The organism is Sphingomonas phyllosphaerae (genome assembly GCF_036946485.1).
Lineage (GTDB): Bacteria > Pseudomonadota > Alphaproteobacteria > Sphingomonadales > Sphingomonadaceae > Sphingomonas > Sphingomonas phyllosphaerae_E.
In genome coordinates this window covers 755,537-779,081 of record NZ_JAQIJA010000005.1, presented here as the reverse complement: position 1 = coordinate 779,081, position 23,545 = coordinate 755,537, and the positions used below count along the sequence as shown (strand labels likewise).

At 67.9% G+C, this 23,545-nt stretch carries 21 protein-coding genes and 1 tRNA gene; 10 read left to right on the top strand and 12 right to left on the bottom strand.

Annotated elements, in window-relative coordinates:
* Position 1 precedes the first annotated feature (1 nt).
* The 5 genes from pdeM to PGN16_RS12300 all read right to left on the bottom strand — a co-directional run bounded on the left by pdeM (position 2) and on the right by PGN16_RS12300 (position 5,862).
* The gene (gene pdeM / locus PGN16_RS12320) at positions 2–679 is read right to left on the bottom strand and encodes a ligase-associated DNA damage response endonuclease PdeM (RefSeq protein ID WP_335309696.1); all 678 of its coding nucleotides are present in this window, start codon (positions 677–679) and stop codon (positions 2–4) included.
* A 40-nt stretch (positions 680–719) separates the two neighbouring features.
* The gene (locus tag PGN16_RS12315; protein WP_335309695.1) at positions 720–2,114 is read right to left on the bottom strand and encodes a M20/M25/M40 family metallo-hydrolase; all 1,395 of its coding nucleotides are present in this window, start codon (positions 2,112–2,114) and stop codon (positions 720–722) included.
* 59 nt (positions 2,115–2,173) lie between these two features.
* On the bottom strand, positions 2,174–3,097 hold the full coding sequence (locus PGN16_RS12310; protein WP_335309694.1) for an aspartyl protease family protein: 924 nt from the start codon (positions 3,095–3,097) through the stop codon (positions 2,174–2,176).
* A 31-nt stretch (positions 3,098–3,128) separates the two neighbouring features.
* Entirely contained in the window at positions 3,129–5,537 is a 2,409-nt protein-coding gene (locus PGN16_RS12305; protein ID WP_335309693.1) for a ligase-associated DNA damage response DEXH box helicase, read from the bottom strand.
* A gap of 145 nt (positions 5,538–5,682) precedes the next feature.
* Entirely contained in the window at positions 5,683–5,862 is a 180-nt protein-coding gene (locus PGN16_RS12300) for a hypothetical protein (RefSeq protein WP_335309692.1), read from the bottom strand.
* A 73-nt stretch (positions 5,863–5,935) separates the two neighbouring features.
* Here PGN16_RS12300 and PGN16_RS12295 point away from each other — a divergent pair, with 73 nt between their 5' ends.
* The 3 genes from PGN16_RS12295 to PGN16_RS12285 all read left to right on the top strand — a co-directional run bounded on the left by PGN16_RS12295 (position 5,936) and on the right by PGN16_RS12285 (position 10,581).
* Positions 5,936–6,934 carry a ligase-associated DNA damage response exonuclease gene (locus PGN16_RS12295; RefSeq protein WP_335309691.1) on the top strand — a complete coding sequence of 333 codons (999 nt, stop codon included), beginning with the start codon at positions 5,936–5,938 and terminating at the stop codon, positions 6,932–6,934.
* A 228-nt stretch (positions 6,935–7,162) separates the two neighbouring features.
* Positions 7,163–8,788 carry a S10 family peptidase gene (locus tag PGN16_RS12290; RefSeq protein ID WP_335309690.1) on the top strand — a complete coding sequence of 542 codons (1,626 nt, stop codon included), beginning with the start codon at positions 7,163–7,165 and terminating at the stop codon, positions 8,786–8,788.
* Positions 8,788–10,581: a DUF885 domain-containing protein gene (locus PGN16_RS12285; protein WP_335309689.1), complete on the top strand. Its 1,794-nt coding sequence runs from the start codon at positions 8,788–8,790 to the stop codon at positions 10,579–10,581. The genes PGN16_RS12290 and PGN16_RS12285 overlap by 1 nt, the downstream gene beginning before the upstream one ends.
* 133 nt (positions 10,582–10,714) lie before the next feature.
* Here the strand turns inward: PGN16_RS12285 and PGN16_RS12280 are convergent, their stop codons facing one another.
* Entirely contained in the window at positions 10,715–11,392 is a 678-nt protein-coding gene (locus PGN16_RS12280) for an RlmE family RNA methyltransferase (RefSeq protein WP_335309688.1), read from the bottom strand.
* Positions 11,389–12,426, bottom strand: a complete 1,038-nt coding sequence (locus PGN16_RS12275; protein ID WP_335310333.1) for a Ppx/GppA phosphatase family protein — start codon at positions 12,424–12,426, stop codon at positions 11,389–11,391. Before PGN16_RS12275 ends, PGN16_RS12280 begins: the two co-directional genes overlap by 4 nt.
* Before the next feature lie 145 nt (positions 12,427–12,571).
* Between PGN16_RS12275 and PGN16_RS12270 the strand changes: the two genes are divergently transcribed.
* The 6 genes from PGN16_RS12270 to PGN16_RS12245 all read left to right on the top strand — a co-directional run bounded on the left by PGN16_RS12270 (position 12,572) and on the right by PGN16_RS12245 (position 18,083).
* Positions 12,572–12,645 (top strand) — tRNA-Gln (locus PGN16_RS12270).
* A gap of 157 nt (positions 12,646–12,802) precedes the next feature.
* On the top strand, positions 12,803–14,410 hold the full coding sequence (locus tag PGN16_RS12265) for a glycoside hydrolase family 43 protein (RefSeq protein ID WP_335310332.1): 1,608 nt from the start codon (positions 12,803–12,805) through the stop codon (positions 14,408–14,410).
* Positions 14,411–14,496: 86 nt separating this feature from the next.
* A complete protein-coding gene (gene epsC / locus PGN16_RS12260) occupies positions 14,497–15,429 on the top strand; it encodes a serine O-acetyltransferase EpsC (RefSeq protein ID WP_335309687.1) in 933 nt (310 codons plus the stop codon).
* Positions 15,422–16,162 (top strand): gamma-glutamyl-gamma-aminobutyrate hydrolase family protein, encoded by a 741-nt coding sequence (locus PGN16_RS12255; protein ID WP_335309686.1) that lies wholly within the window; start codon positions 15,422–15,424, stop codon positions 16,160–16,162. Before epsC ends, PGN16_RS12255 begins: the two co-directional genes overlap by 8 nt.
* A 54-nt stretch (positions 16,163–16,216) precedes the next feature.
* Positions 16,217–16,585: a hypothetical protein gene (locus tag PGN16_RS12250; protein ID WP_335309685.1), complete on the top strand. Its 369-nt coding sequence runs from the start codon at positions 16,217–16,219 to the stop codon at positions 16,583–16,585.
* Positions 16,586–16,643: 58 nt separating this feature from the next.
* The gene (locus PGN16_RS12245; protein WP_335309684.1) at positions 16,644–18,083 is read left to right on the top strand and encodes an MATE family efflux transporter; all 1,440 of its coding nucleotides are present in this window, start codon (positions 16,644–16,646) and stop codon (positions 18,081–18,083) included.
* A gap of 21 nt (positions 18,084–18,104) precedes the next feature.
* Here PGN16_RS12245 and rpoN read toward each other — a convergent pair whose 3' ends face one another.
* From rpoN to PGN16_RS12220, 5 genes are all read right to left on the bottom strand, one after another.
* Positions 18,105–19,574, bottom strand: coding sequence for an RNA polymerase factor sigma-54 (rpoN, locus tag PGN16_RS12240; RefSeq protein ID WP_335309683.1), 1,470 nt, complete (start codon positions 19,572–19,574; stop codon positions 18,105–18,107).
* A gap of 179 nt (positions 19,575–19,753) precedes the next feature.
* A complete protein-coding gene (lptB, locus tag PGN16_RS12235) occupies positions 19,754–20,548 on the bottom strand; it encodes an LPS export ABC transporter ATP-binding protein (RefSeq protein ID WP_443019629.1) in 795 nt (264 codons plus the stop codon).
* Positions 20,549–20,659: 111 nt separating this feature from the next.
* On the bottom strand, positions 20,660–21,196 hold the full coding sequence (locus PGN16_RS12230; protein ID WP_335309682.1) for an LptA/OstA family protein: 537 nt from the start codon (positions 21,194–21,196) through the stop codon (positions 20,660–20,662).
* A 12-nt stretch (positions 21,197–21,208) separates the two neighbouring features.
* Complete coding sequence (lptC, locus tag PGN16_RS12225) at positions 21,209–21,841, bottom strand: LPS export ABC transporter periplasmic protein LptC (protein WP_335309681.1); 633 nt, start codon at positions 21,839–21,841, stop codon at positions 21,209–21,211.
* A complete protein-coding gene (locus PGN16_RS12220; RefSeq protein WP_335309680.1) occupies positions 21,834–22,454 on the bottom strand; it encodes a ribonuclease D in 621 nt (206 codons plus the stop codon). Before PGN16_RS12220 ends, lptC begins: the two co-directional genes overlap by 8 nt.
* A gap of 269 nt (positions 22,455–22,723) precedes the next feature.
* Here PGN16_RS12220 and PGN16_RS12215 point away from each other — a divergent pair, with 269 nt between their 5' ends.
* Complete coding sequence (locus PGN16_RS12215) at positions 22,724–23,539, top strand: cold-shock protein (protein WP_335309679.1); 816 nt, start codon at positions 22,724–22,726, stop codon at positions 23,537–23,539.
* The last annotated feature ends 6 nt before the right edge of the window (positions 23,540–23,545 follow it).

Genomic DNA, 23,545 nt, shown 5'->3' with positions numbered 1-23,545 from the left:
GTCAGGCCGCGACCGGGAACCGCAACAACCGGTCGGGCAGCGCCACCAGAGCCTCCGCGTTGCCACCCGTCGCGCGAGCGATCTCGGGATGCGTGACGTCAAGCCCGCCGGTCAGAGCCCCGAAGGCCGGGAAGATCAGCTTGGTCGCGGTCGCCACGAAGCAACGCCGCGCGACGAGCTTGCCGCGCACCTTCACGCGCAGCTTGGGATGATAGTGACCTGATAACTCAGGTAATGTTTCACGTGGATCAGCCTCGTGGCGCAGCATTATTCCGTCGACTACCGCCTCATTGCGAACGACACCGCCGCAGCGATCGACGAACACGCGGTCGTGATTGCCCGTGATCCATGTCCAGCGGGTCGTTGCCGTAAGTGCCGACAATCGTGCGCGCGCGTCGTCCGGCAGCCGATCACAGCCGGCGATGTCATGGAAGCTGTCCCCCAGACACCAGACCTCTTCGGCAGCCGTCGCAGCGACCGTCTCCGCAAGTGCGGCCAGCGTAGCGATCGAGTCATATGGCGGCAGCATCTGCCCGCCGCGTGCAAACCAGCTCGCTTTCTCAAGGTGCAGGTCGGCGACCAGCAACGCCCGCCGCGTCGGCCAGAACAGCGCGCCTTCGGGCAGCACCTGCCAGAGGTGCCCGGCAAAGCGGAGTTCGGCGAACGGAACGGGAACCATGCCGTCCGCCATGCCTTAGCCGGCGATGCCGATCAACCGCTTAGCCGGCATAGACCTTCACCAGATCGAACATATAGTCCCGCGCATCATAGAGCGAGTCGACGCGGATCCGCTCGTTGAGGCCGTGGACGCCACTGGTCCGCGGATCGACGAACGTGCCGGGGACTCCATAGACCGGGATGCCGATCGCTTCCAGGAACACGCCGTCGGTCGCGCCAGTCGACATCATCGGCAACAGCGGCAGTCCGGGGAAGTGCTTTGCCGCGACACGCTTCATCGGCTCGATCACCTTGGGATCGAGGGTCGGCGGGATCGCGGTGGGGCGCACCGGCTGATTGGCGGTGACGGTCACCTTGTCTCCGGCGAGCCGCTTGAGCGTCGTGAGCGTGCCGTCGACGGTTTCGCCGGGGAAGATTCGACAATTCACGTTCGCCGTTGCGCGTTGCGGCAGCGCATTCTCGGCATGGCCGGCGTTGAGCAGCGTCGCGACGCAGGTCGTGCGCAAGGTCGAATGGAGCACCTTGTCGCGGCTGACGATCGCGTCGGCGGCCTTGTCGGTCGGATCGGCGAGCAGCCGGCGGATTGCGCCCGCCTGTTCGCTGTCGGCGCGTTGCGCGGTGGCGGTGAAATAGGCGCGGGTCGTGTCGGTGAAATGGACCGGGAATTCATAGCCCTGCACCGCCTTGATCGCGTCGGCCAGCTCGTAGATCGCATTGTCGGAGGTGGGGGCGGAGCTGTGCCCGCCGGGGTTGGTGGTGACGAACGTATAGTTCTGCGCGGCCTTCTCGCCGACCTGTACCGCCAGCAACTGACGCTTGCCTGCGCCGTCGAGCCGTCCGCCGCCCCCTTCGTTCAGCGCAAACTCGGCCGCGATCAACTCGGGGCGGTTCTTCGCCAGCCATTCCGCGCCGTTGAACGCGAAGGTCGTCTCCTCGCCGCAGGTCAGCGCCAGCTTGATCGTCCGCTTCGGCCGATAGCCTTGCTGGCGGAAGCGGATCATCGCATCGGCCCAGATCGCCGCCATCGCCTTGTCGTCGACCGCGCCGCGCGCATAATAATAGCCGTCTTCCTCGACCAGCTTGAACGGATCGCGCTGCCAATCCTCGCGTTTGGCCGCGACGACGTCGAGATGGCCGAGCAACAGGATCGGCTTGGCGGCGGCATCGCGGCCCTTCAATATCGCGACGATCCCGCCGTCGTCCGGATGCTCGGGGACCGAGAAGCGGGTGATGTCGGCATCGGCGAAACCCGCCGCTTTCAACCGCGCGTCGACTTGCGCCGCCGCTTGCGTGCAACTGCCGACGTTCACGACGGTGTTGGTTTCGACCATCTCTTTGTAGAGATCGAAGAAGGCCTTCTGATCGGGGCGGTTCTGCGCATGAGCCGCCGGCGCCAGCATCGCCATGACGACCGCCGCGATCGCTACGTTACGCATTCACCTTCCCCTTGTCCGTTGCCGTCATCGTCGCAGCGAAGGGGTAGTGGTGCAATATGTTACGACACGCCGGCACGCGCCGCGTCGCGCGGCAGCAGCAGCCGCAACTCGCGCCGGGCAAAATCGATATGCACCCGCCGGAACAGCCGCAGGGCATCCATGCCGAGCAGCAGCGCCGGTTTGCCCTCGAGGCCGAATGCCGCAAAGGGGCGCGCGTCCGCGAAGCCGACCGGCAGCGAGCGGATCGTGGTGCTGCCCAGCGTCAGCATCGGCACCGCGGCATAGTCGGTGGTGATGCTGTCGCCGGTCACGCTGGTGAACACCACCGGCATCCCCCCGCCGCGCCGCGCAAGCAGGCGACGCAGCGCCAGATTGCCAATGCTGACGCTCGTCCCGGTATCCAGCACCACGCGCACGCGTCGCCCGGCGACCGTGGCGTTGGTGACGACCAATTGCCCGAACAGGCTCTTTGCGCGAACGACGATTTCGCCGGGTTCGGGGCGCGGCGGCTTCTGCCCGACCGCAGGGGTCACGGTCATCCGTTGCCGATCGAAGTCGATCGTCAGCGCATGATCCTGCATCGCGTCGATGCCGAGGATGCCATATGCCCCCATGTCATGCGCGTCGAGCGCCGGGGCCTCGACGCGCCGCGCGCCCAGCGTGCTGACCGACAGCGACGGGATGACGACCGTATCGACCGCGCTGGTGCCGGTGATCGTCGTCATCCGCACCGTCGGACCGGGGGGCAAGGCAAGACGCGCCGCGAGCTGGCGCGAGATGACGCTGCGTTGCGCGCCCGAGTCGACGATGAACGGAAAGGGACCCGCGTCGTCGATCCGCACCGGCACGGTCATGCGATCTTCCTGATTGAGAAAGGCGAGATCATCACCGACCGGGGCCGTCGGTGGTACCGGCGGCGGCGCTTGCTGCGCGGTCGCCGGCAGCGCGGCGCAAGCGAGCAACAGCGCGAGCATCTTCTCCATCGCCGGAGACTACGCCCCGCCGCAAGGCCGATCAATCCACGCGCATCGCCTCCGCGGCCAGCGCCTCGGCCTCGATCAGCAGCGCGTCGTCGGCGCTGCCGGTGGCGACCTTCTCGCGCCCGATCAGCGTCAGCACCGGCACCGCCAGCGGGGTGACGCGCGGCAGGTCGACATGGACCATCGTGTCCGCGGCACGGTCGAGCAGGTCGGCGAGCCGCCCGACATCGGTCATCCGCGCGCGCGCATCCGCCCAGGCGGCCTGGAGCAGCACATGCCCGGGCTCGTACTGGCGCAGCACGTCGTAGATCAGGTCGGTCGAGAAGGTCACCTGTCGCCCGGTCTTGCGCTTGCCGGGATGCTGGCGCTCGACCAGCCCGCCGATTACCGCCACCTCACGGAACGCGCGCTTGAGCAGGTGCGAGCGCTCGACCCATTCGACGAACTCATGTTCGAGGATGTCGGCGCTGAACAAAGCGGCGGGATCGGTGACCTTCTCCAGCCCGTAACAGGCGATCGCATAATCGTTGGCGACGAAGCCGAGCGGCTTGAGCCCCAGCGTCTCCATCCGCTTCGTCACCAGCATCCCCAGCGACTGGTGCGCGTTCCACCCCTCGAAGCTGTAGGCGACCATGTAATGCCGTCCCTCGCGCGGGAACGTCTCGACCAGCAATTGCTCGGGGTGCGGCAAGGTCGAGCGGCGCTGCTGGATCTCCAGCCATTCGCGGACGTCGTCGGGAAAGCGATGCCATTCGGCGGGCGTGTCGAGGAAGCGCCGCACGCGATTGGCGAGGTTGGTCGATAGCGGCATCCGGCTGCCGCCATAGGTCGGGATGCGCGCCGGGCGGCTGGTGGCGCGGACGATCAGATCCTCAGTGTCGATCTTCTCGACCTCGAGGCTCAGCCCGGCGAAGAAGAAGGTGTCGCCATGGCTGAGCGTCGCCGCGAAGCCTTCCTCGACCTTGCCGAGCGCGCGGCCGTTGCGGAACCGCACCTTGAGCATCGTCGCCTCGACGATGATCCCGGCATTGAGGCGGTGCTGCGCGACGAACTTCGGATGACTCACCCGCCAGCGTCCGTCGGCATCCTGCGTCAGCCGCTTGAATCGGTCATAGGCGCGCAGCGAATAGCCGCCGTCGCGGATGAAGCCGAGCACGCGGTCGAACAATTCGTCGGTCAGCGCCGAATAGGGGAGGGCGGAGCGCACCTCCGCCAACATCGCCGCCTGCTCGAACGGCGCGGCGCAGGCGCACGCCATGACATGCTGCGCGAGCACGTCGAGCGCCCCCATCCGGAACACGTCGGCGTCCAGCTCGCCCGCCTCGACGGCGTCGAGCGCGGCGCGTGCCTCCAGATATTCGAAGCGGTTGCCGGGGACGAGGATCGCCTCGCTCGCCTGATCGAGCCGGTGGTTCGAGCGCCCGATTCGCTGGAGCAGCCGCGATGACCCCTTGGGCGCCCCCATCTGGATCACGCAATCGACGTCGCCCCAGTCGACCCCGAGGTCGAGGCTGGCGGTCGCCACCAAGGCGCGCAACCGGCCGTCGGCCATCGCGCTTTCGACCTTGCGTCGCGCTTCCTTTTCGAGACTGCCGTGGTGGATGCCGATCGGAAGCTGCATCGCATTGGCCTTCCACAGATCCTGGAAGATCAGCTCGGCAAGGCTGCGTGTGTTGCAGAAGACGATCGAGGTCTTGTGGGTCTCGATCTCGGCCATCACCTGTTCGGCGGCATAGCGCCCCGAATGGCCCGCCCACGGCACGCGCCCTTCGGGCAGCAGGATTGCGATGTCGGGATCGACGCCGGCGTCGCCATGCACCAGCGCGACGCGATCGATGTCGCCATCGGGCGCCAGCCACGCGCGATAGCCATCCGGATCGGCGACCGTCGCCGACAGCGCGACGCGGCGCAGCGCGGGCGCGATTGTCTGGAGCCGTGCCATGCAAAGGTTGAGCAGGTCGCCGCGTTTTCCGGTGGCGAATGCGTGAACTTCGTCAACAACGATCGTCCGCAGCCCGGCGAACATCGTGAAACTGTCGGGATAGCTGAGCAGCAGCGACAGCGATTCGGGGGTGGTCAGCAGGATCTGCGGCGGCTTGACCCGCTGCCGTGCCTTGCGATCGGACGGCGTATCGCCGGTGCGCGTCTCGACGCGCAGGTCGAGCCCCATCTCCTCGATCGGCGCGAGCAGGTTGCGCTGGATGTCCACCGCCAGCGCCTTGAGCGGCGAGACGTAGAGCGTGTGGAGCCCGTCGACGGGCGCGTCGATGAGTTCTGCCAGCGTCGGCAGGAACCCGGCGAGCGTCTTGCCCGCGCCGGTGGCGGCGATCAGCAGCGCGTGATGCCCGGCGCGCGCCTCGTCCAGCATCGCCAGTTGATGCCGGCGCGGCTGCCAGCCACGCCGCGCGAACCAGTCGGTGAGGACGGCGGGGAGGGCGGTCAATCGGGCGTCCGGGCGGGCATGTCAGTGATGTAGGTGGTGGAGTCGACGGGGCAAGCGAGCCCTCGTCGTTGCAAGCGTAGCGAAGCAATCCAGAGTCGGACCAGGACGCCCTGGATTGCTTCGCTACGCTCGCAATGACGAACGCTTACGGCGTCCGCGTCCGATCCTCGGCCGATTGCTGCTTGTACAACTCGCGCGTTGCCTGTTCGGTCCGCGCTTCCTCATGCGGCTTGCGGCGATTGCGCAGCATCGCGAACAACAATGCCGCCACCAGAATGATCGGCCCGGCGATCACCACGAAGCTCCACAAACCGTCGCCAGCCATCGGCTCTCTCCCGTATCTCGGGTGGTCAACGACGCGCCGATGAACTTCGATCCGTTCGCGCGGTTGTTGCGGCATGGCAACGCTCGGCGACTGGCTCGAACCGCATCCGCACGGGCTCTACGTGCGCCCCGCCGATGCGTGGGTCGACCCCTCGATCCCGGTCGCGCGTGCGCTCGTCACCCACGGTCACGCCGATCACGCGCGCGGCGGGCATGGCGAGGTATGGGCGACCCCCGAGACGCTCGCCATCATGGACGCGCGCTACGGCGAGCAGGTCGGCCGCCCGGTCGCTTATGGCGAGAGCATCCGGCTCGGCGACGTCGAGATCGGCTTCGTCCCCGCCGGGCATGTGCTCGGCTCGGCGCAGATCGTGCTCGATCATCGCGGCGAGCGGGTGGTCGCCTCGGGCGACTACAAGCGCCGCGCCGACCCGACCTGTACCCCGTTCGAGCCGGTCAAATGCGACGTCTTCATCACCGAGGCGACGTTCGGGCTGCCGGTGTTCCGCCACCCGGATACCGGGGATGAGATCGACAAACTGATCGCGCGGCTCCACGCCAATCCCGAGCGTTGTATCGTCGTCGGCGCCTATGCGCTCGGCAAGGCGCAGCGCGTGATCGCCGAGCTGCGCGTCCGCGGGCACACCGCGCCGATCTACATTCACGGCGCGCTCCAGCGGCTCTGCGACCTGTATGCGGCGCACGGAGTCCCGCTCGGTGAGCTGCGCGCCGCAACCGGGGTGCCGAAGGCGGAGATGGCGGGGCATATCGTGATGTGCCCGCCCTCGGCGCTCAACGACCGATGGTCGCGGCGGCTGCCCGATCCGATCACCGCAATGGCGAGCGGCTGGATGCGCGTGCGGCAGCGCGCTCGGCAGAAGAACGTCGAGCTGCCGCTGATCCTGTCTGACCATGCCGACTGGGACGAACTCACGGAGACGTTGAGTGAAATCTCGCCGCGCGAGGTGTGGGTGACGCATGGCCGCGAGGAGGCGCTGGTCCATTGGTGCATGACCCGCCAGATCAAGGCGCGCGCGCTGGCATTGGTCGGGTTCGAGGACGAGGACGACTGAAAAGGCTTTGAGGGTCGCCCCTCGCTTGGCTCTCCTCCGTTCGCCCTGAGGAAAGGCTGAGCCTGTCGAAGCCTTGTCTCGAAGGGCACGCGCGGGGCGGTGCTTCGAGACAGCATTTCGACAAGCTCAATGCCTCCTCAGCACGAACGGCAATAAGTGGTTCAACGGCTTGCATCGTTTCCGTTGCGACGATTACACCAGCATTCCTGACATAAAGGGGATCGCCTGATGCGCTTCGGATACGCCGCCCTCCTGCTCGCCGCCGCGACGATGCCGGCGCTGGCGCAGGACAAGGACAAGCGGCCGGCCAAGAGCAACGCCGAGGTGCAGAAGGAGGAGGCGGACGCCGCCACCGCCAACGCCCCGGTCGAGGAACGCGAGGAGCGTTCCAAGGGCGCGGTGACGGTCGCGGGCAAGCGGCTCGGCTATACCGCCACCGCCGGCACGCTGACGATCCGCGACATCGAGGGCAAGCCGACCGCGTCGATGTTCTACACCGCCTATACGCTCGACGGCACCAAACCCGGCACGAAGCGCCCGATCACCTATTTCTACAACGGCGGGCCGGGCAGCCCGACCTTCTGGCTGCACATGGGCTCGTTCGCGCCGGTGCGGCTCCAGACCGGCAGCCCCGAGTTCATCCGCCCCGCGCCCTACGATTTCGGCCCGAATCCCTACACGTTGCTCGACAAGACCGACATGGTGTTCCTCGACGCGATCGGCGCGGGCTATTCGCGTCCGCTCGGCGACGCCAAGCCGTCCGACTTCTACGGCACCGACGAGGATGCCGACGCCTTCGCCAAGGCGATCCTGCGCTATTCGACCAAGTTCGGCCGCTGGAATTCGCCCAAGTTCATCTTCGGCGAAAGCTACGGCACGTTGCGCTCGGGCGCGCTGGCGTACCAGTTGCAGGATCGCGGCATGGCGCTGAACGGCGTGGTGCTGCTCAGTTCGATCATGAACTACGGCTATCGCCAGCCGGGGCTCGATCAGGTCTATCTCAATTACCTGCCCAGCTACGCCGCGACCGCCTGGTACCACAACCGGCTCCCCAACCGCCCCGCGGATGTCGCGACGGTGGTGCAGCAGGCGCGCGACTTCGCGGTCGGTCCGTATATGTCGGCGCTCGCCAAGGGGCAGAACATCAGCGCGGCGGAACGCGACACCGTCGCGCGGCGGATGAGCGAGCTGACCGGCCTGTCGCCCGACTTCCTGATCCGCAGCAACCTGCGTGTCGACCTGCCGCGCTTCCAGAAGGAGCTGCTGCGCGGCTCACGCCAGACGGTCGGCCGATTCGACTCGCGCTATGTCGGGGTCGACAGCGATGCGGCGGGCGAGCGGCCCGAGAGCGACGTGTCCTCCGACGCGATCTCGGGCGCGTTCATCGCGACCTTCAACGATTATGCGACTCACACGCTCGGCTACAAGACCGACATGCCGTACCGGCTGTCGGCGCGCGATGCGAAGGGCTGGACGTGGAACTGGAAGCACGACTCGCCGCTGCGCGGGGGCGGGCAGCAGAACAATCCCAACACCGCGGTCGATCTGGCAGCGGCGATGCGCGGCAATCCGTATCTGCAGGTGCTGTCGATGAACGGCTGGTACGATATGGCGACGCCGTTCTTCGGCACCGAGAACGACCTCGGGCACATGATGCTCGAACCCGCGCAGCAGCGGAATCTCTCCTTCACTTATTATCCGGCGGGGCACATGACCTATCTCAATCCCGACGCGCTCGTGGCGATGAAGCGCGACCTGTCGGCGTGGTACGACCGCGCGCTCTCGGTTGCGCAATCTGCGACACCGCCGGTCCCGCCGACGACCGCCGCCGCGACCGGGCAGGGGCCGAACTGATGCGCGCGCTGCTTCTCGCACTCGCCGCCCCCGCCGCGATTGCCGCGCAGGCTCCCGCTGCCTCGACCGCGGCGGAGGATGCGCGGCTCACCGCCTTCCTCGACCGCGCGTTCGACGCGCGCGTCGCGCTCAGCCCGGAGGCGCAGACCAGCCTTGGGCTCAAGACCAATTACGACAAGCTCGACGACAATACCGACGCCGCCGCGATCCGCGAGCGCGACCTGTCCGAACGCCAGCTGCGCGAGATGCGCGCCAGCTTCTCGCCCGCGAAGCTGGGACCCAGCGGCAAGCTCAGCTACCGCCTGTTCGAGGATCAGGTCGAGCGCGCGCGCGACAGCTTCCGCTTCCGCAAGTGGCGCTATCCGGTGTCGACCAACGGCAGCCCGATGGGGGAGGTGCCGGCGTTCCTCATCAACAACCATCGTATCGACAGCGTCGCGGACGCCGACGCCTATGTCGCGCGCATCCGCGATTCGGAACGGGTGATGCGCGAAACCGCCGCGCTGATGCGCGAGCAGGCGAAGATGGGGATCTTGCCCCTCAAGATGACCTATGCCCCGGTGCGGGCCGACGCGCGCAAGGTGCTGACCGGCGCGCCGTTCACCGCCGGCGCGGATTCGGCGCTGATGGCCGATTTCCGCAAGAAGGTGACCGCGCTCAAGGCGTCCGACGCGGAGAAGCAGCGGCTGCTCGCGGCGGCGGCGGCGGCGATGACCGGGCCGATGAAGCGCGGCTACGAGCTGATGTTCACGACGCTCGACGCGCTGGAGCCGCAATCGACCGGCAATTGGGGCGCGTGGAAGCTGCCGCAGGGCGCGGCCTATTACGCGGTCCGGCTGCGCGACTCGACGACCACCAACCTCACTGCCGACCAGATTCACGACCTCGGTCTGCGGCAGGTCGCCGCGATCCGCAAGGAGATGGAGGCGGTGAAGACGCGCGTCGGCTTCAACGGCACGCTCGAGCAATTCTTCGAGGTGGTCCGCACCGATCCGCGCTTCAAATATCCCAATACCGAGGCCGGGCGCGAGGCGTATCTGGGCGATGCGCGCAGCTTCGTCGCGCAGATGATGGCGGCCGCGCCGCAATGGTTCGAGCGGCTGCCCAAGGCGAAGCTGGAGGTGCGTGCGGTCGAGAAATGGCGCGAGGGCACCGCCTCGACCGCCTTCTACAACCGGCCCGCGCCGGACGGCTCGCGGCCGGGAATCTTCTACGTCAACCTCGTCGACATGAACCAGACGCAGAAGATCCAGCTCGACGCGATCGCCGCGCACGAGGCGGCGCCGGGGCACCATTTCCAGATCGCGCGCGCGATGGAGCTGGAGGGCCTCCCGAAGTTCCGCGCGTTCGGCGGCTATGGCGCCTATGTCGAGGGCTGGGGGCTCTACAGCGAGCGGCTCGCCAAGGAGATGGGGGCGTACAAGGATCCCTATGCCGAGTTCGGGATGCTCTCGAACCAGGTGTGGCGCGCGATCCGGCTGGTGGTCGATACCGGCGTGCATTCCAAGAAGTGGACCCGCGAGCAGGCGGTCGCCTATTTCCGCGCCAACAGCTCGGTCAGCGACACCGACATTTCGCGCGAGGTCGACCGCTATTTCAACTGGCCGGGGCAGGCGACCAGCTACATGGTCGGCCAGCTCAAGATCGCCGAACTGCGTGCCAAGGCCGAACGCGAGCTGGGGCCGAAGTTCGACATCCGCAGCTTCCACGAAGCGGTGCTGGGGCAAGGCGCGCTGCCGCTCGACGTGCTCGAGGAGCAGGTCGACGCGTATATTGCGGCGAAGAAGGCCTGACGTCGCACGACCCCAATCCGTCACCCCGGCGAAGGCCGGGATCCAGTTGAGAGACGCCACCGCATTTCAACGGAGCGCCCGCCATTGGACCCCGGCCTCCGCCGGGGTGACGGTAGCAACGGAACAGCCGGCGCTACTCCTCGGAAGTCGCCACCCGTCCCTTGAACCCTTGCGCCACCACGAACCACTCGACCGAGCCCTTGCGGCTCGACGGCGGCTTGGCGTGCTTCACGGTCGTGAAGTTGCGCTTCATCTCCGCGACCAGCGACGAATCGGCTCCGCCCGCGAAAACCTTCGACACGAACGTGCCGCCCGGTCGTAGCACGTCGACCGCAAACGCCAGCGCGGTCTCGACCAGCGCCATCGTCCGCAGCGCGTCGGTCTGCGGATGCCCGACCGTGTTCGCCGCCATGTCCGACATAACCAGATCGGGCGCGCCGCCCAGCGCCTCCATCAGCTTGCCCGGCGCATCGTCATGCATGAAGTCCATCTCGAAGATCGTCACGCCGTCGATCGGATCGACCGGCAACAGGTCGATCCCGACGATCGCCGCGTTCGGCGAGACGCGCCGCACCACCTGGCTCCACCCCCCCGGCGCGATTCCGAGATCGACGACGCGCTTCACGCCCTTCAGCAACCCGAACCGTTCGTCGAGTTCGATCAACTTGTACGCCGCGCGGCTGCGATAGCCCTCCGCCTTGGCGCGACGCACGTAGGGATCGTTGAGCTGCCGCTCCAGCCAACGCGTCGATTGCGCGGTGCGGCGCTTGGCGGTCTTGACCCGCTGCCTTCCGACTCCGGCGCCCCTCATGCTCCCGTCTCCATCAGCCGGCGCAGGATCCCTTCGCGAATCCCGCGATCCGCGACCCCGAGCCGCTCGGCGGGCCACAGGTCCAATATGCCCTCAAGGATCGCGCACCCCGCGACGACCAGATCGGCGCGCTCGCGCCCGATGCACGGCAATTTGGCGCGTTCGGCGAGCGACATGCCGGCCAGTTCCTGACTGATCGAACGCATCGCTGCGGCGGGCGCGATCAGCCCGTCGACCTGTGAACGGTCGTAGCGTTCGAGCCCGAGGTGGACGCTGGCAAGCGTCGTCACCGTCCCCGACGTGCCGAGCAGCCGCGGCACGCCACTCGGTCGCGGCAGCCGTGCCGCGAACGGCGCGAAACTCTCGGCGACGAGCGTCCGCATCCTTTTATACGCGCGCGCGCGTTCCTCGGCGGTGTTGCCGCCGCCCGCGCTCTCGGTCAGCGAGACGACGCCCCATGGCGCGCTATGCCAGTCGCGGACGCGCGGCACGGTGGTGTCGGCATCGACCAGCACCAGTTCGGTCGAGCCGCCGCCGATGTCGAACACCAGCGCCGGCCCGCTGCCGGGTTCGAGCAAGGCATGGCAGCCGAGCACCGCCAGCCGCGCCTCTTCCTCGGCGGAGATGATGTCGAGATGGATGCCGGTTTCCTCCAGCACGCGCGCGATGAACGCCGCGCCGTTGCTCGCGCGGCGGCACGCCTCGGTCGCGACCGAGCGCGCCAGCGTGACGTTGCGCCGCTTCAATTTGTCCGCGCAGACGCGCAGCGCGGCGATCGTGCGTTCAATCGCGGCGTCGGACAGCGCGCCGCTATGCGCAAGCCCCTCGCCGAGCCGGACGATTCGCGAAAAGGCGTCGACCACCGCAAAGCCGTCGCCCTGCGGGCGCGCGATCAGCAGGCGACAATTGTTGGTGCCAAGGTCGAGCGCGGCATAATGCCGCGGCGCACCGCGCGTGTGGCGCGGCTGGGGTCGTGCCGAACGGGCAGGGCGCGGGGCCTGCCGGCGCGGCAATTGGGCGGGAAAATCCACCATTGCCGTCAACTTTCTTACATCTGCCGGACCGGGACCGCCCCTGCGATCCCCCGGTGCTTGGCCTTAAGGCTACACAGTCGGGATACGTCGGGCAAGGCGGGCGTTGACACGTCGCGTCGGCGCTTCTAGATGCCCCCCTCGCTGTTGCCCGATCCTCTAATGGTAAGAGAGCGGACTCTGACTCCGTCAATCAAGGTTCGAATCCTTGTCGGGCATCCAGCTTCTTCCTCCCCACAGCATCGTTCTTGATCGCCAAGTCGCTGATCGCGCTTGCGATGATAGCGCTAACGGTTAGTCTGCCGCGAAACAGCGGGAGAGGATCGTGGGCATCAAGTATCGGAACAAGGCGCTGTTTTGCGGCGTCGCGCTCGGCCTCATGGCGGCGGCGAGCGCCGCCACCGCGCAGGTCGCCCGGTTCGAGCATTTCCGCTACGACGGCAAAGCGCAGGAGCGCGTTTCCGCTCGGCCAGGCGCGTATCGGAACCCGATCCTGTCCGGCTATTTCCCCGACCCGTCGGTGACGCGGGTCGGCGACGATTATTACCTCGTAAACTCGTCGTTCGCGCACTTTCCCGGGCTGCCGGTGTTCCGGTCGAAGGATCTGGTGAACTGGACCCAGATCGGCAACGCGATCGACCGGCCCGGCCAGCTCGATTTCACCGGGCGGCGCGTGTCGCAGGCGGTGTTCGCGCCCGACATCTCGTTCCACGACGGCACCTTCTACATCGTCAACACCTGCGTCGAATGCGGCGGCAATTTCGTCATCACCGCGAAGAACCCCGCCGGCCCGTGGTCGCAGCCGATCTGGCTACCGTTCGAGGGCATCGATCCTTCGATCTACTGGGAGGGTGATCGCGCCTATATCGTCAACAATCGCGCGCCCGCCGAGCCGCCGCGCTATGACGGGCACCGCGCGATCTGGGTGCAGGAATATGACTGGCGCGCCGGCAAGATGGTCGGCGAGAGCACCATGCTCGTCAACGGCGGGGTCGATCTGTCGAAGAAGCCGGTGTGGATCGAGGGGTCGCACCTGCTGAGGAAAGATGGCTGGTATTATCTCAGCGCCGCGGAAGGCGGGACGAGCGACAATCACTCGCAGGTCGTGTTCCGCTCGCGCAGCCTCCGCGGTCCGTTCGTGCCCTATGCCGGCAACCCGATCCTGACCCAGCGCGACCTGCCGCCCGGTCGTGCGCATCCGATCACCTCGGCGGGGCACGCCAAGTTCGTCCAGACCCAGAACGGCGACTGGTGGGCGACCTTCCTCGCCACGCGTCCTTATGCCGACGGCCTCTACAACATCGGGCGCGAGACCTTTCTGCTGCCGGTGACGTGGAAGGATGGCTGGCCGCATATCCTCGAACGCGGCGTGCCGATCCCGTTTGCCGCGCCGCGTCCGAAGCTGCCCGCCGGCGCGAAGCCGGTGCTGCCGACGAGTGGTGACTTCGGCTATGCGGACGATTTCAGCGGCGACCGGCTGGCGATGCAGTGGATTGGCATCCGCACGCCCAAGCAACCCTTCCACCGCGTCGCGGGCGGGACGCTCGAACTTCGACCCGGCGCGCGCTTCGGCGACCTGAACGGCGTGCCGTCGTTCGTCGGGCGACGGCAGCAGCATCATGTCGCGACCGTCTCGGTGACGATGCGCTACCAGCCCGGCAAGGACGGCGCGCGCGCCGGGCTGGCGGCGGTGCAGAACGACCGCTCGCTGCTGCTGTTCGGCGTGACGCGTATCCAGGGCAAGCCGATGGTGGCGCTCTGGACCCGCGCGGGGGCGGACGCCGACACACTCGTCGCCAGTGCGCCGGTCGACGCTGCACGGCCGGTGACGCTGACGCTGCGCGCCGACGGCGGGACGATGGGGTTCGACTATGCGATCGGCGGTGAGCGCAAGACATTGCGTGACGGCGTCGACGCGGGCTTCCTCAGCACCGCGCGCGCGGGCGGCTTCGTCGGCACCGTGATCGGTCCGTTCGACGAACCTTGAGCAGCCCAGCTTGGGGGCACCCGGTCTGCTTCTTTCAACACCCGGAAAGATGATGGGATATGATGCGTGCCGAGTGAGGAGCGCGCATGACCGATCAACGCAGTTCAGTCCCGGTGGCGGAGGCGGTAGCCGAGTTGCGCGCCGCCCGGGGGGCGTGGCGGGCGCGGCATGACGACGGACGCGACACGACCAGCTTTCCGTCGCGTGGCGCGCTGGAGCGGGTGATCGAGCTGCTGTCAGCCGCGCTCTACCCGCGCCGGCTCGGGCAGTTTCGTGGTGCGCCGGCCGAGGAGGACGGGTTCGTCGCTGCCAAGCTGCTGGCGGCCGCGACCGAGCTGGAGCGCGAGATCGCGGCCGAGCTGGGCTATTGGCAGGCGGAGGCGAGCAGCGGCACCTTCGACCGCGACCAGCCGGCGACGATCGTGCGGCTGTTCGTCGCCGGGCTGGGTGAGATCCGGCGGCTGATCGATACCGATGTCGAGGCGGCGTTCCTCGGCGACCCCGCCGCGCGCAGCGCCGACGAGATCCTCGTCTGCTATCCCGGCGCGATCGCCAGCCTGCATCACCGGCTGGCGCATCTGCTCTACGAACTGGGCGCGCCGATCGTCGCGCGGCTGATCTCCGAACTGGCCAACGAGCGGACCGGGATCGACATCCATCCCGGCGCGACGATCGGCCCGTCGTTCTTCATCGATCACGGCACCGGCGTCGTCATTGGTGAGACGGCGATCATCGGTTCGCGTGTCAGGCTGTACCAGCACGTCACTTTGGGGGCACGAACGCCGCGTGGCGATGATCCCGATCGGCCCCGTACGCGTTACGCACGGCACCCGATCGTGGAGGATGATGTGGTGATCTACGCCGGAACGACGATCCTGGGGCGGGTCACGATCGGCGCTGGCGCGATGATCGGCGGCAACGTCTGGTTGCTGGAGGACGTGCCCGCCGGGCGGGTCGTGGTGCAGCCGGAGGCGCAAGCGCATGACAATGCGACCGATTGGCGCGCCAGCGATGGCTGAGGCGCGCAAGCCCGTCATCGGGGTGCTGTGTTGCAACGAAACGGTGCAGCGCCCGGTGCAGGTGGTGGCGAGCCGCTTCGTCGCGCCGCTCGCGCGCGTGTCGGAGGCGTGCGTGGTGCTGGTCCCGGCGATCGCCGAACTGTGCGATGTCGCCTCGCTAACCGATTATCTCGACGGCATTTTACTGACCGGATCGCGCTCGAACGTCGCGCCGACCCGTTACGGCGCGCCCAGTGACGAGCACGGTGGCGTGCTCGATCCCGAGCGCGACGACGTGGCGCTGACGATGGCCGATGCGATGATCTCGGCGGGCAAGCCGGTGTTCGGCATCTGTCGGGGAATGCAGGAGATCAACGTGCTGTTCGGCGGCACCCTGTCGACCGAGCGCTGCTGTGGCCGGCATTTGCGCGGCGGGTGGGATCACGCCGATTATGCAACCCTTTTCGACCACCGGCACGAGGTCCAGCTCGCCGCCGATGGCGCGCTGGCGGCGCTGACCGGCGAGCAGCGGCTGTCGGTCCATTCGGTCCACGAGCAGGCGGTCGAGCGGCTTGGCGATGGGCTGACGGTGGAGGCGTGGTCGAGCGACGATGGCGTGATCGAGGCCATCGCGGCGCGGCCGAACGGCGCGGATGTGCTGGCCGTTCAATGGCATCCCGAATGGGACGTGGAGAGCAGCGCGAGCAGCCACGCTTTTTTCGCGCTGATCGGCCGCTCGCTGCGCGGCGGATGACGCAACAAAGCCGCGGCTCCGGCGATTGACCACGCCAAGCTACGGAGAAAGACGATGAAGCCGCTCGCCCTGTTCGTTCCGCTTGCCGCGCTGGCGCTCGCCGCCTGCTCGGACCGCGCCGAGGATCATGCCGAGCGGACCGGCAATGCGATCGCGTCCGACATCGAACGCGCCTCCGACAATGTGGTGCAGAGCGTTGATTCGCTGACCGATCGCCTGGCGGACCACGTCACCAACCGCGTCGACGGCCTTGCCGCCGACCAGATCGATCGCGCCGCGGATCGCATCTCCGAGGCGTCCGATCGGCTGGAGGATGAAGTCCGCCGCCACGGCGACCGGACGCGGGATCGCGCCGGCGCCGCGCTCGAAAACGCCGGGGCCGAGTTGCGCGACCGGGACAACGACGATCGCGAGGGGCGCTGATCCGCCCCCTGTCGTCGCTGCTGCGCGCACGCTAAGGCGGCGGGACAAGGGGAAAACGATGGCGCGCGGATCGCAACAGGATTTGACGACCGGTCCGATCGGGCGGACGTTGCTGGTGTTCGCGCTGCCGACGCTCGGGTCCAGCGTCCTGCAATCGCTCAACGGCTCGATCAACGCGATCTGGATCGGGCAGTTTCTCGGCGAGCGCGCGCTGGCGGCGACCACCAACGCCAATATCATCATGTTCCTGTTGATCGCGGCGGTGTTCGGCTTTGGCATGGCCGCGACGATCCTGATCGGCCAGAACATGGGCCGTCGCGACCTCGACGCGGTACGCCGCGTGCTCGGCACGTCGGTCGGGCTGTTCACGCTCCTGTCGATCGTTACCGTCGTCGTCGGGCTGCTCGCCGCGCCCGCGATCCTGCGCGTGCTGGCGACCCCCGCCGAGGTCTATCCGCTCGCGCTCGCCTATCTGCGCGTCATCTTCGTCGCGATGGTGCCGGGGTTCGTTGCCGTGCTGCTGACCATGGCGCTGCGCGGTACCGGTGATTCGATCACGCCGCTCAAGTTCATGGCGCTCGGCTCGGCGATCGACGTCGCGCTCAATCCGCTGCTGATCCGCGGTTTCGGGCCGATCCCCGCGTTGGGGATCGAGGGATCGGCGATGGCGACGCTGATCGCCAACACCGGCTCGTTGATCGCGCTGCTCGTCTACATCTACCGGCGCGATCTGCCGATCCGGCTGCGCGGTGCGGAGTTGCGCTACATCCTGCCCGACCCGGCCTTGCTGCGGACGATCGTCGCCAAGGGCGTACCGATGGGGTTGCAGATGCTGGTCGTCTCGACCTCGGCGCTGGCGATGATCGGGCTGGTCAATCGCCACGGCACCGCCACGACGGCGGCATATGGCGCGGCGAACCAGCTGTGGACCTATATCCAGATGCCCGCGATGGCGGTCGGCGCGGCGGTCAGCGCGATGGCGGCGCAGAACATCGGCGCGGGGGCGTGGTCGCGGGTCGACCGGATCACGCGCGTCGGCATCATCACCAATCTCGCGCTGACCGGCGGGCTGGTCGTGGTGCTGACGCTGCTTGACCGGCACGTGCTGTGGCTGTTCCTCGGGCAGGACAGCGGCGCGGTGGACATCGCGGTGCGGATCAACCTGATCGCGGCGTGGAGCTTCGTGCTGTTCGGCGTGTCGATGGTGCTGTCGGCGACGGTGCGCGCCAATGGCGCGGTGATCGGGCCGCTGGTGATCCTGGCGCTGGCGATGTTCCCGCTGCGGCTCGGCATGGCCGCCGGGCTGGAGCCGTCATGGGGTGCGGATGCGATCTGGTGGAGCTTCCCGGCGGGATCGATCGGCTCGATGCTGATGATGATCGCTTTCTACCGCCACGGCGGCTGGCGACGCAGCAAGCTGCCCGCCGCGCCGCACGAGGGCGAGGAACAGGCGATGGCCGAGTGCGAACCCGCTGCGAAGACGATGCCGGTCGGCTGAAGCCGGGGGCCGGTCGGCTGATCAGGCGCGTTGCAGCGCGCGCGCGCGGCGGCGCTGCACCGAGCTGCCGATCCCCATCGCCTCGCGATATTTGGCGACCGTCCGGCGCGCGATGTCGAAGCCCTTGGCGTTGAGCTGCTCGACCAGCGTGTCGTCGGACAGGATCGTATCGCCTTCGCCCGCGATCAGCGCGCGGATCGCGCTCTTCACCGCCTCCGCCGATACCGCATCGCCGCCGTCGGCGGCCGCGATCGCCGAGGTGAAGAAATATTTCAGCTCGAACACGCCGCGCGCGCAGCTCAGATATTTGTTGCTGGTGACGCGGCTGACGGTGGATTCGTGCAAGTCGATCGCCTCGGCGATCTGGCGCAGCGTCAGCGGGCGGAGATGCGCGACCCCGCGCAGGAAGAACGCTTCCTGCTGCTTCACGATCTCGGTCGCGACGCGGATGATCGTCCGCTGCCGTTGGTCGAGCGCCTTGACCAGCCAATTGGCGCTGGCGAGCTTGTCGGCGAGCCATGCCTTGCCCGCCTTGTCCTGCTTGCCTCCCGCCAGCTCGCTGTAATAGCCCTTGTTGACCAGCACCCGCGGCAGCGTCGCGGCATTCAGTTCGATCGCCCAGCCGGTCTTGGTGCGCGTGACGGACAGATCGGGGATCACCGGCGCGGGCGGCTCGCCGCCGTAGCGGCAGCCGGGCTTGGGATCATAGGCGCGCAACTCGCGGATCATGTCCGCCATGTCCTCGTCGTCGACCTGACACAGCCGCTTGAGCCGGGACAGGTCGCCGCGCGCGAGCAGGTCGAGATGATCGAGCAACCGCGCCATGCACGGATCGTAGCGGTCGGCCTCGCGCGCCTGGATCGCGAGACATTCGGCGAGGTCGCGCGCGCCGACGCCGGTCGGCTCGAAGCGCTGGATCACCGTCAGCACCGCGGCGACGCGCGCGACCGGCACCCCGAGCCGCTGCGCGATCTCGGCGACATCGGCGCGCAGATAGCCGGCCTCGTCGATCTGGTCGATCAGCGCGCGCGCGATGAACATTTCCGCTTCGTCGAACGCCGCGCCCGCCTGCGCGAGCAGGATGTCGGCGAGACTTTCGCTGGTGTCGGCAAAGGCGTCGAGATCGGGTGCCTCGCCCGAGCCGCTGGTGGGCGCCGCGCTCGACGACAGGCCGGCGTGATCGGACGGCGAGTCGTCGAAGCGTTCGGCAGCGATGTCGACGTCGAGCGCTTCGCCGGCTGCCTCGCCCGCGACGACGAGTTCGTCGGCGCCCGCCGGCTCGCCGCGGGTCGGGGCGTCCACCGGCACCGCCTCCGGCGCATCGTCGCCGCCGGGTGTCGCCTCCAGCAGCGGGTTGCGTTCGAGTTCCTCGGCGATCACGCCCTCGATCTCGAGATTGCTCAGCGCCAGCAGCTTGATCGCCTGCTGAAGCTGCGGCGTCATCACCAGAGATTGCGACTGGCGCAGATCGAGGCGCGGGGCGAGGCTCATGCGCTTACGCCACGTCGCCCCTGCGAAGGCAGGGGCCTATGTCTGTGGAGTGGAGGGGCGACCTTGACACAGGACTGACGGCACATGTGTCAGTCCGCCCGGCAGCAGTCGGCAGACATGGGCCCCTGCCTGCGCAGGGACGACGGGAGCGAGGAAGCGCACATCCCGCTCTCCATCCCCTACAGCGCGAAATCCTCGCCCAGATAGAGCCGGCGGACGTTCTCGTCGCGCACCAGTTCCTCCGGGCTGCCGGTGAACAGCACCTTGCCGTCGTAGATGATGTACGCACGATCGACGATGTCGAGCGTCTCGCGCACATTATGGTCGGTGATCAGCACCCCGATCCCGCGCTCCTTGAGCTGGCACACCAGATCGCGAATGTCGGCGATCGAGATCGGGTCGATCCCCGCGAACGGTTCGTCGAGCAGCATGATCGACGGATCGGCGGCCAGCGCACGTGCGATCTCGGCGCGACGGCGTTCGCCGCCCGACAGCGCCATCGCCGGCGCGTCGCGCAGCCGCGTCAGCCCGAATTCGCCGAGCAGCTTTTCGAGCTTCTCGGTCCGCGCCGCCGCATCGGGCTCGGCGAGTTCGAGCACGGTCAGGATGTTCTTCTCGATCGTCAGCCCGCGGAAGATCGACGTCTCCTGCGGCAGATAGCCGAGCCCGAGAATCGCGCGACGGTACATCGGCAGGCCGGTGATATCGTCGCCGTCGAGCATGATCCGGCCCGAGTCGGGCTTCACCAGCCCCATCACCGAATAGAAGCAGGTCGTCTTGCCCGCGCCGTTCGGCCCGAGCAGCCCGATCACCTCGCCGCGCCCGACCGTCACCGACACGTCGGTCAGCACGACGCGCTTGTCGTAGCTCTTCGCGATTGACACGACCTGCAGCCCGCGGCCCAGCTCGGCCTCGTGGATCGGCTCCACCCGGTCGAGACCTTCGCGATCCAGCGCTGTCGTGATGCCGTCCATCGTCTGTCGCTCTCTCAGAACAGGGTTACCGCTTCGTCAATGCCCCGACTGGCAGGATTCATGCAGGAAGCGGGCGCGGGCGTGAACCCCCGATGTGGCCTTCCCGTCCGATCAGTTGCGCTTGGGCACCGAGAAGGTGCCGGTCACGCGCCCGTTCGGCGCCTGCGTCACGCCACCGGTGCCCGCCGCCGCGCCGCCGCTCACCGACGAACCGTCGATCACCGCACGCCCGGTGTCGAGGTTGATCGTCAGCCGTCCGCCGTTGACGGTATTGCCGCCCTGCGTCAGCTTCACCGATCCCAGCATCGTGATGACGCGGCGGTTGAGGTCGTAGACGCCGAACTGGCTGCGCGCCGTCTGGTCGGGGCGGACCACCGTCACCCCGCCACTGGCATCCAGCCGCGAAACCTGCGGATTGCCGTCGATCACTTGCCCCGTATAGGCGACGGTCATGCGCTGCGCGGTCAGCGTCATCTCCGCCTGCCGAACCTTGACGTTGCCCGACAGCACCGCGCGATTGGCGCGATCCTGCAATTCGATATGATCCGCGCCGAAGTCGATCGGCGCGGCGGTATCGTGCCGGGCCTGCGCCGCCGCGGGAACGGCGAGCAATGTCAGCAGGGCAGGGGCGGCGGCAAGGCGCAACATGCGGAGACTTCTCTATTTTCTCGGGGTGAACCGCAAGCGGGCATTGCCGTCGAGCGTGACGGTGCGCGCCTCCAGGTCGGCGCTCATCGAGTCGCCGCGGAACGTGCCCTGGCGCACGGTGCCGGTCGCCGCACCGGTGGAGCGGAGCCGACGCGATTTCAGGTCGACGACCGCATTGTCGGTGTCGAGCGTATAATTGTTCGGTCCGCGCACCTTGATCGGCCCGTCGACGTTCACCTGCTCGCTATCCATGTCGTAACGGCCGGTCGGCGCGGTCAGCGTCGCCGGGCCGTCCGACAATCGGATCGCAGCCGCCATACCCGCGATGCGCACGATCGGCTCGGCGGAGCTTTTCTGCACCGCCGAGCCCGCGTCCAGCTCGAACGGCTGCCCCTTGGTATCGGTGCCGCGGTATCGCGCCTCGCGCAGCTTCATGCGTTCCTTGGCGACGTCGACGCGATTCTTGTCGAGGACGAACGACGCATCGCCGCCCATCGTCAGCGGCGCCATGACCAGGAACGCGAACAGCACGCCGATCGACGCCGGCAGCGCGCGGTTGGCGATCGCGATGACGCGGTCGTGCCGTCCGCCGGGCTGCGCCCAGCGTTGCCGTTCCGATCGGACGCGAAGCGCGACGTCAGACATGCGCGAAGATGTCCACCTCCGGCCAGCCCGCCAGGTCCAGCTCGGCACGCGCCGGCAGGAAGTCGAAACACGCCTGCGCCAGTTCGGTGCGGCCCTCGCGCGCCAGCCGGCGGTCGAGTTCCTCCTTCAGGCGGTGCAGATAGCGGACGTCGGAGGCGGCATAATCGCGCTGCGCATCGCTCAGCACCGGGCCGCCCCAGTCCGACGATTGCTGCTGCTTCGAGATGTCCTGCCCCAGCAATTCGCGAACCAGCTCCTTCAATCCGTGCCGGTCGGTGTAGGTCCGCACCAGCCGCGACGCGGTCTTGGTGCAGTAGACCGGCGCGGCCACGACGCCGAGATAGTGACGGATCGCCGCAATGTCGAAGCGGCCGAAATGATAGAGCTTCAGCCGCGCCGGATCGGCCAGCACCTGTCGCAGCACCGGTGCGGCATAGTCGCTGCCGGGTGAGAAGCGCACCAGATGCTCGTCGCCGCCACCGTCCGACAGTTGCACCAGGCACAGACGGTCGCGCGGGGTGATCAGTCCCATCGTCTCGGTATCGACCGCGATCGGGGCGCCTGCGGCGAACACGTCGCCGGGCAGGTCTTCTTCGTGCAGATATACAGCCATATGCGGCCTGTAACCGCGCGGATCGCCGGGCTCAATCGCTTCGTGACTCGTGAGCGCCGGCACGACGGAACGTGGCAACAATGCGACCGATCCGCGGCACTTGGCGGTCATTCCTTGAAAAGATGCGCAAAACGATTCGCAGGGCGGCGCAAGATGGTCTATGGAGGCGATGAGGCGCAGTAGGTCCTGCGTCGAGGGGAGCCGCGTTCGCCGTCCTGCGCGTGGCCCTGATGAGAGTGTTCGGGCGGACCGGGAAGACGAACAGGGTTATGGGTTACGACAAGGGCGGCCGCGGTCAGCGCGGCGGGCGTGGGCGCGACAAGCGCGACAGTTTCGGCGGCGGTGACGATTTCGGCGGCGGCTTCGGCGGTGGCGGCTTCGGCGGCGGCTTCGAGGATCGCGGCGGCGGCTTCGGCGGCGGTCGCGGCTTCGGCGGTGGTGGCGGCGGCTTCGGCGGCGGCGGTGGTGGCGGCTTCCGCGGCGGCGGTGGCGGCGGTTTCGGTGGCGGCGGCGGTGGTCGCGGCTTCGGCGGCGGTGGCGGCATGCCCCCGCAGGTCGTTGGCGAAGGCACCGGCGTGGTCAAGTTCTTCAACGGTCAGAAGGGCTTCGGCTTCATCGTCCGTGATGATGGCGGCGAAGACGTGTTCGTGCACATCTCGGCGGTCGAGCAGGCGGGCCTGTCGGGCCTCGCCGAGGGCCAGCCGCTCGGCTTCACGCTCGTCGATCGTGGCGGCCGTGTCTCGGCGACCGATCTGAAGATCGACGGCGAGCCGATGCCGGTGCAGGAGCGTTCGGCTCCGCGCGAAGGCGGCTTCGGCGATCGTGGTCCGCGCGCCGGCGGCGCCGGTGGCCCGCAGCGTCAGCTGACCGGGGAGAAGGCGACGGGTACCGTCAAGTTCTTCAACGCGATGAAGGGCTTCGGCTTCATCCAGCGCGACGATGGCCAGCCGGATGCGTTCGTGCACATCTCGGCGGTCGAGCGCGCCGGGATGCCGACGCTTAACGAGGGCGACCGCCTGAGCTTCGAGATCGAAGTCGATCGTCGTGGCAAATATGCGGCCGTGAACCTCGAGTCGGGCAGCTAAGCAGAC

What these genes read in the sequence shown, in the direction of transcription:
- lptB (WP_443019629.1), bottom strand. Translation starts at nt 20,548, where the DNA reads ATGGACGGCATCACGACAGCGCTGGATCGCGAAGGTCTCGACCGGGTG.
- PGN16_RS12230 (WP_335309682.1), bottom strand. Translation starts at nt 21,196, where the DNA reads ATGTTGCGCCTTGCCGCCGCCCCTGCCCTGCTGACATTGCTCGCCGTT.
- epsC (WP_335309687.1), top strand. Translation starts at nt 14,497, where the DNA reads ATGACCGATCAACGCAGTTCAGTCCCGGTGGCGGAGGCGGTAGCCGAG.
- PGN16_RS12275 (WP_335310333.1), bottom strand. Translation starts at nt 12,426, where the DNA reads ATGGTGGATTTTCCCGCCCAATTGCCGCGCCGGCAGGCCCCGCGCCCT.
- rpoN (WP_335309683.1), bottom strand. Translation starts at nt 19,574, where the DNA reads ATGAGCCTCGCCCCGCGCCTCGATCTGCGCCAGTCGCAATCTCTGGTG.
- PGN16_RS12295 (WP_335309691.1), top strand. Translation starts at nt 5,936, where the DNA reads ATGGCAACGCTCGGCGACTGGCTCGAACCGCATCCGCACGGGCTCTAC.
- PGN16_RS12285 (WP_335309689.1), top strand. Translation starts at nt 8,788, where the DNA reads ATGCGCGCGCTGCTTCTCGCACTCGCCGCCCCCGCCGCGATTGCCGCG.
- PGN16_RS12280 (WP_335309688.1), bottom strand. Translation starts at nt 11,392, where the DNA reads ATGAGGGGCGCCGGAGTCGGAAGGCAGCGGGTCAAGACCGCCAAGCGC.
- PGN16_RS12290 (WP_335309690.1), top strand. Translation starts at nt 7,163, where the DNA reads ATGCGCTTCGGATACGCCGCCCTCCTGCTCGCCGCCGCGACGATGCCG.
- PGN16_RS12220 (WP_335309680.1), bottom strand. Translation starts at nt 22,454, where the DNA reads ATGGCTGTATATCTGCACGAAGAAGACCTGCCCGGCGACGTGTTCGCC.
- PGN16_RS12315 (WP_335309695.1), bottom strand. Translation starts at nt 2,114, where the DNA reads ATGCGTAACGTAGCGATCGCGGCGGTCGTCATGGCGATGCTGGCGCCG.
- PGN16_RS12300 (WP_335309692.1), bottom strand. Translation starts at nt 5,862, where the DNA reads ATGGCTGGCGACGGTTTGTGGAGCTTCGTGGTGATCGCCGGGCCGATC.
- lptC (WP_335309681.1), bottom strand. Translation starts at nt 21,841, where the DNA reads ATGTCTGACGTCGCGCTTCGCGTCCGATCGGAACGGCAACGCTGGGCG.
- PGN16_RS12245 (WP_335309684.1), top strand. Translation starts at nt 16,644, where the DNA reads ATGGCGCGCGGATCGCAACAGGATTTGACGACCGGTCCGATCGGGCGG.
- PGN16_RS12215 (WP_335309679.1), top strand. Translation starts at nt 22,724, where the DNA reads ATGGGTTACGACAAGGGCGGCCGCGGTCAGCGCGGCGGGCGTGGGCGC.
- pdeM (WP_335309696.1), bottom strand. Translation starts at nt 679, where the DNA reads ATGGTTCCCGTTCCGTTCGCCGAACTCCGCTTTGCCGGGCACCTCTGG.
- PGN16_RS12255 (WP_335309686.1), top strand. Translation starts at nt 15,422, where the DNA reads ATGGCTGAGGCGCGCAAGCCCGTCATCGGGGTGCTGTGTTGCAACGAA.
- PGN16_RS12310 (WP_335309694.1), bottom strand. Translation starts at nt 3,097, where the DNA reads ATGGAGAAGATGCTCGCGCTGTTGCTCGCTTGCGCCGCGCTGCCGGCG.
- PGN16_RS12250 (WP_335309685.1), top strand. Translation starts at nt 16,217, where the DNA reads ATGAAGCCGCTCGCCCTGTTCGTTCCGCTTGCCGCGCTGGCGCTCGCC.
- PGN16_RS12265 (WP_335310332.1), top strand. Translation starts at nt 12,803, where the DNA reads ATGGCGGCGGCGAGCGCCGCCACCGCGCAGGTCGCCCGGTTCGAGCAT.